The sequence below is a fragment of the uncultured Thiodictyon sp. genome, assembly GCF_903828115.1.
Classification (GTDB): Bacteria; Pseudomonadota; Gammaproteobacteria; order Chromatiales; family Chromatiaceae; genus Thiodictyon.
In genome coordinates this window covers 1-6,396 of record NZ_CAIKKU010000375.1, presented here as the reverse complement: position 1 = coordinate 6,396, position 6,396 = coordinate 1, and the positions used below count along the sequence as shown (strand labels likewise).

Below are 6,396 nucleotides of genomic sequence, written 5' to 3'. Positions count from 1 at the left end.
CTTGAAGGCCTCGCCCAACTGCATAATGGCTTGCTGGGGCGCGCACTTGGTTACTTCGAGCATCCAGGGGAATTGCTCGCGCTTGATGGCGTTCAACTGCCGGCGCAAGGCCGCCTCATTGGGTTTAGCCAAGAGCGGGTTGTCCTGGCACGCCTGGTACTGCTCCTGCCACTGCGCCAGCGCCCAGTTGTAGGCGAAGCGCGCGGTCCCGGCGGCCCGCGCCAAGTAGGTGCGCTGGGTGTTGTTGGGATCGAGCGCGATCTTGTGAGCCAGGATCATCGTTGGGAATCCGCCACGGGCAGCAGCAGCGACAAGTCATCGCGTCGCTGGCCACCAGCGGTACGCTCGGCCGTGATCTTACCGCTGGTTTCCCAGCGGCGCACGGTCGCGAGCGAAACCCCGAGAGCTTCCGCCGCTTCGCCTATCCTTACTTTGTACACTTTCTTGCTCATTTTTAGCAAGAATATACAACTTTAATCGCAACAGTTCAAGCCCTCTTGAGGTTGAGACTGCTACCGGCCCCGAAGGTCCGAGACGGTGCCCTCGTCGGTGAGCTGGACGGCCTGGGCCCTGACCATGGTCAGCCGGTTCACGGCGAATCCTCCCGACTGTCCCCCGCGCTGAGCCGCGAAGACCCGCCGACCCCCTCCGTGCAGCCGTTGACACGGCACGCATCGCGCGTAAACTCTCCCCGCTCTCCTGTTTCTGTCACCGGCGAGGAATAGTGCAAGCCAGCAGCCTCTTTTCACCTGGCTTTCCCGCGATCGCCCGAGCGTTGGAGACCTTCGGCCTCAAGTTCTCTCCCGGCGGCGCGCATATCAGCCGGACCATGATGTTGGCAGAACTTGCCGCAGTGCTGGCGGCGGTTCCCGTCGGCGCCGGTGCCGCCGATTACCGCGAGGCCATTCTTCAGCGCAACGTGCTGGGCAAGGACACCGACAGTACCAGACAAAAATCGCTTCGTCACTTGCGCGAGCTATACGCGCTTGACGAGGCCAGACCCATTTTCGGACTCCTGCGCAAGCTTCACGCCAGCGACGCCGCGAGCCTGCCCCTGCTGGCCGTCCAAGTGGCCTGGGCGCGTGATCCACTGTTCCGGGCAACCACCCCACCGATCATGGACGCAACGGATGGCCAACGAGTTGAAACGGCCAGCCTGGCGCACGCATTGGAAACCGCGTTTCCAAGTCAGTATTCAGAACCGAGCCGGAACCGGGTCGCACGCAATGCCGCCTCCTCTTGGACCCAGTCCGGGCACCTCGCCGGTCACATGAACAAGACCCGTCAGCGCATCAAGCCGACAACAGCGTCCGTTACCATGGCCTTTTTCCTGGGGAGTATCGCCGGCTACCAGGGCGTGGCGGTGTTCTCTAATCCCTGGTGCGCGCTGCTTGATCTGACTGCCGACCGGGCCAGGATCATGGGCCAGGAAGCCCATCGGGCCGGACTGCTCAACCTGCGCGCGGTGGGCGAAGTCGTTGAACTGAGCTTCCCGCTGCTCGCGCAATTCCACATCGAGCCGGCATGAACGCCATCGACCGCCTCCTCTCCAACTACTCCCGCCAGGTGCGCCTGCCCTGGGCTGCCCACACCTCGGGCAAGCAGCGTGTCTGGTTTGCGGTGTATCCGCCGCCGGAAGAACGGCGGGTGCGGGCGCGGCTGCCGCAGTTTGAAGCGGTCACGCTGGAAGCAAACCACGGCTGGGCCACCGTCGACCTCACCGACCTGCTGCCGCAATGGATCGCGGCCCACGAGTATCGCGAGGCCATCTTCGCCGAGCCGGAGCAGTTCAGCGCCAACAGCGAGCTCGAAGACTTGGCCGTCGAGCGGGTGCGTCTGGCCTGGGCCGGTGAGGATGTCAATGCCGCCGGCGTCGTGGCGGTCACCGGGCTGGCGACGCTGTTCGACTTCATGCGGGTATCCAGCCTGATCGAGCGGGTCGAAGATTGCGTTCGCGGCCGCTTGCTGGTGCTCTTCCCGGGCGAATACGCCGGCAATGTCTATCGCTTCATGGACGCGCGCGACGGCTTCAACTACATGGCCGTTCCCATTACCTCAGCCGAGAGCTTCATCAACCCGTGACGAACCGCGCGCTTTACTTCCGTGATCCCACCACCCTTGAGCTGCTCAACAACGGCGTCTCGAAGGTATCCGAAATCGGGCACGACGCGGGACAGATCAAGACGCTGCGCTTCGAGCTGCAGAACTTTGTCTGCGATGGTGAATACGCGCGCGGGATGGAGCGGATTCTCAAGGCATTCCTCGCTGGACTGGGGCGCGAAGAGCAGAAGGCGGTCTGGGTCAGCGGCTTTTTCGGCAGTGGCAAATCCCATCTCGTCAAGGTGCTGCGTTACCTCTGGGAGGATTACCTCTTTGCCGATGGTGCCACCGCCCGCTCGCTGGTGACGCTGCCGGCGGAAATCTCCGAGCTGCTCATCGAATTGACCAATCACAGCAAGCCACTGGGTGGTTTGCGCGCCGCGGCGGGCACGCTCGGCGCGGGCTCCATGGACAACGTCCGCCTGGCGTTCATCCAACTGCTGCTGCGCGCCGCCGGCCTGCCGGAGAACCTTGCGCAGGCCAGGTTCATCCTCTGGCTGCGCTCAACCGGGCTGGAAGCCAAGGTCGAGGCGTTACTCCAGCAGCAGAATCGTCAGCTCGCTCGCGAAGTCCTCAGCTTGAAGCTCTCCGTCCCCCTGGCCGACGCGCTTGTCAGTGCCGAGCCCAAGTACGCCACCGCGGCCAACGCCCAAGCGGCCATTCGCGACCAGTTCAAAGACAACAACTCCCCCACCGTCGATGACGCATTGGAGATCGTGAGGCAGATCTTCGGGGGTGGCGGCCAGCTTCCCTGCACGCTACTGGTAGTGGACGAGATCCAGCAGTTCATCGGCGAGAAAATTCAGCGAGCGAACGACGTTCAGGAAATCGCCGAGCATGTCTGCACCGATCTTGGCAGTCGCCTGCTCTTGGTGGGCACCGGCCAATCCGCGCTGCACAGTGCCACACCCACTTTGCAACGGCTGCAGGCCCGCTTCGCGGTCAAGGTGCAACTCTCGGACACCGACGTCGAAAGCGTCATTCGCAAGACCGTCCTGCGCAAGAAGCCTGAGCAAGAACCGAACATCGCGAAGTGCCTGGAGGCCAACCAAGGCGAGCTGGCCCGTCACCTCCAGAACACCCGCCTCGCCGCCACCCACGACGACGACCAGTTCTTCGTTGCCGATTACCCCTTGCTCCCCACCCGCAGAAGGTTCTGGGAGAAGGTACTGCGCAATACCGACCACTCCGGCACCAAGGCGCAGTTGCGCTCCCAGTTGCAGATCGTCTTCGAGGCGACGCGCCAAACCGCGGCGGCGCCCGTCGGCACCGTGGTGCCGGCCGACTTCATCTACGACCAGATTTCCACCGATCTACTCAACTCCGGCGAACTGGAGCGCGAGTACGACGAAATCATCCGCAAGCAGCGCGACGGCACCCCCGACGGCGATCTCCGTTCCAGCCTGTGCGCCCTGATCTTCCTGATCGGCAAATTGCCCCGCACACCGGGTGCCGACGACGGCGTGCGGGCGGATGCCGCAACGCTGGTGGACCTGCTCATCAGCGATCTGAAGACCGACCGTCAGAAGCTGGAGCAGGCAATCCCCAAACACTTGAAGCAGCTCGTCGAGACCGGTGCGGTCATGGCGGTGGAAACCGAATACCGCCTCCAGACCCGCGAGGGTGCCCTCTGGACCCACGACTTCAACCGCCGCCGCACTGCCGCACTCAATGATGATCAGCGGATCAATTCCCGGCGCGCGGAACTGCTGCGTGAAGGCACCAAGCAGGCGCTCAAGCCGGTCTCTTTGCAGCAGGGTAACTCGCGCCAGCCACGCAAACTCGCCTTCGAGCTGTCCTCCAGTCGGCCCACCGCCGGCAGCGACGAAGTCACCCTCTGGGTGCGGGATGGCTGGAGCGACGCCGACAAGTCGGTGCTGAACGACGCCCGCGCCGCCGGTGTCGATAGCCCGCTGCTCTTCGCCTACCTGCCGCGCACCCACCACGAGGAATTCAGACAGGCCATTGCCTCCGAGGTCGCCGCCCAAGAGACGCTGGACGCGCATGGCCCGGCCGGCACGCCCGAGGCCATCGAGGCCCGCAAGGCCGTCGAAACCCACCTGGCGGTGGCGCAGCACCGCAGTGCGGAACTGCTCGGTCACATCATTGGCGGCGCCAAGGTCTTTCTTGGCGGCGGGCAGGAGGCCAACGGCGTCGAACTGGCCGATAAGGTACAGGACTCGGCCGACAGCGCCTTAGTGCGGCTGTTCCCGAAATTCTCCGATGCCGACCACGCCAACTGGGGCCAGGTCGTCAGCCGCGCCCGTGGCGGCGATGTTGGCGCGCTCGCGCAAGTGGGCTACCCCGGCAACCCCACACAGCACCCGGTCTGTCGCCGTGTGCTCGATCTCGTCGGCGCCGGCAAGAAGGGCAAGGAACTGCGCGAGCATTTCAAGGCTGCCCCCTATGGCTGGCCGCAGGACGCCATCGACGGCGCGTTGCTCGTCTTGCTGGTCGCCGGCAATCTGCGCGCCACCAACAACGGCCAGCCCGTCCAGGCATCGCTGCCGCAGAACCAGGTCGGCGTCGCCAGCTTCTATGTCGATGTGCCGCCGCTCGACGTACAGCAGCGGCTCGACCTCAAGGCCCTGTTCCAGAAGACCGGCATCAGCACCCAGAACGGCAAGGAATCCGAGGCCGCCGTTGAGTCCCTGAAAAGGCTGCTGGCCCTGGCTGAATCGGCCGGCGGGGCGGCCCCCCGGCCGGACACGCCGGATGTCCAGGACCTGCGAGACCTGCAACTGCAGAGCGGCAATGCGCAACTGCTCAAGCTCCACGGGCAGAAGGACGATCTCGCCGCCAAGCTCGCCGCATGGAAGAAGGCCGCTGAGGCGATCGGCAAGCGTTGGCCTGCATGGGAACGCCTGCTCGAAATTCACCACTTCGCCACCGGTCTGCCGCAAGCCGACGCCTGCGCCCTCTCCATCGTCGCCATCACCACCGGGCGCACCTTGCTGGCAGAGCCCGACCCCGTCCCCGAGCTGACCAAACAGCTCACGACGGCACTGCGCAGCGCCCTTGGTCAATGGCAGGACGACCTCGCCGCCGCCTTCCAGGCGGGAGAGGCCCGGCTGGCCGCCTCCGCGGTCTGGGGCGGTCAAACGGATGAACAGCGTGCCGGGATTGCCACGGCCTGCCAGCTCGCGCCGCCGCCGGCAGCCGCCATCGGGACCGACGACGACATCCTCGCCGCCTTGCGAGCCCGCACCCTGACCGACCGGCGTAACCTGCTCGACGCCGTACCGCAGCGTTTCACGCGCGCGCTGGAAGAGGCCGCCAAGCTGGCCACGCCCAAGGCCGTGCGCGTCGTGCTGCCCGGCGCCATCATCAACAACATGGACGAGTTCGACGATTGGCTCGCCGACGTGCGCCTGCAAGTGGAAGCCAAACTCGAAGAGGGTCCGGTGATCCTATGAGTACGCTGTCTACGCCCCTGCGTCGCCAGTTGGAACGTGCGGCCCGTGAGGCCCGCAATCTCGCCGTGGCCGGCGCCCGCAAGTCGCTTGAAGCGCTGGCCGTGCATGAGCCTGACCCTTACCGACACATGGACGAGGCCCAGCGCACGCACCGCCGCAGACTGCGCGCACAGGCCAAGCAACTGGGCGATGGCGAGAGCCGGACCCGGCGCGGCGCTTACGCGATCGAGCACCTGGTCGAGAAGATCGCCTACGACCAGTGGCATCGGCTGCTGTTCGCCCGCTTTCTGCTGGAGAACGATCTACTCATCTCGCCCGAGCACGGCGTGTCCGTGTCGCTGGACGATTGCGAGGAACTTGGCCCCTCGCTGGGCCTGAAGGACGCCTGGGCGGTCGCCGCCCGCTTTGCCGCCGTCGAGTTGCCGGAGATCTTCCGTGCGGATGATCCGGCGGGCGGGGTGGAACTCCCCCTGGAAGACCGCCAGGGACTCATCCAACTCGTCACCGGTCTTCCGGTGGAGGTCTTCACCGCCGGCGACAGCCTCGGCTGGTGCTATCAATTCTGGCAGGCGGAGCGCAAGGACCAGGTCAACGCCGCCGGCAACAAGATCGGCGCGGACGAACTGCCGGCGGTCACGCAATTGTTCACCGAGGATTACATGGTGGACTTTTTGTTGGACAACACGCTCGGTGCCTGGTGGGCGGGCAAGGTGCTAGCGGAAAATCCAGCACTGGCCGAAACCGCCCTGAGTGAAGATGAACTCCGCCAAGCCGTCGCGCTGCTCGGCTGTCCATGGAGCTATCTCCGGTTTGTAGCCAGACCGTCGGTAGCCAGACCGTCCCGGTCTGGGCCTGCAGAAGAACCAGACCGGGACGGTCT

General features: G+C 65.1%; 5 protein-coding genes and 1 pseudogene. 4 read left to right on the top strand and 2 right to left on the bottom strand.

Features of this window, described 5'->3' with window-relative positions:
* Both QZY48_RS13660 and QZY48_RS13655 read right to left on the bottom strand, forming a co-directional pair.
* Positions 1–279, bottom strand: a 279-nt coding sequence (locus tag QZY48_RS13660; protein ID WP_295431503.1) for a helix-turn-helix domain-containing protein, incomplete at its 3' end; no start/stop codon positions are given.
* Positions 276–452, bottom strand: coding sequence for a MerR family DNA-binding transcriptional regulator (locus tag QZY48_RS13655; RefSeq protein ID WP_295431500.1), 177 nt, complete (start codon positions 450–452; stop codon positions 276–278). The genes QZY48_RS13655 and QZY48_RS13660, both read right to left, overlap by 4 nt.
* Before the next feature lie 272 nt (positions 453–724).
* On the opposite strand from QZY48_RS13655, the gene QZY48_RS13650 reads away from it, so the two are divergent.
* The 4 genes and pseudogenes from QZY48_RS13650 to QZY48_RS13635 all read left to right on the top strand — a co-directional run.
* Positions 725–1,528 (top strand): hypothetical protein, encoded by an 804-nt coding sequence (locus tag QZY48_RS13650; protein WP_295431498.1) that lies wholly within the window; start codon positions 725–727, stop codon positions 1,526–1,528.
* Positions 1,525–2,082 carry a BREX protein BrxB domain-containing protein gene (locus tag QZY48_RS13645; protein WP_295431496.1) on the top strand — a complete coding sequence of 186 codons (558 nt, stop codon included), beginning with the start codon at positions 1,525–1,527 and terminating at the stop codon, positions 2,080–2,082. Before QZY48_RS13650 ends, QZY48_RS13645 begins: the two co-directional genes overlap by 4 nt.
* Positions 2,079–5,516, top strand: a complete 3,438-nt coding sequence (brxC, locus tag QZY48_RS13640) for a BREX system P-loop protein BrxC (RefSeq protein ID WP_295431494.1) — start codon at positions 2,079–2,081, stop codon at positions 5,514–5,516. The genes QZY48_RS13645 and brxC overlap by 4 nt, the downstream gene beginning before the upstream one ends.
* Positions 5,513–6,396 (top strand): annotated as a pseudogene (locus tag QZY48_RS13635) (SAM-dependent DNA methyltransferase); the annotation flags it as partial. The gene brxC and the pseudogene QZY48_RS13635, both read left to right, overlap by 4 nt.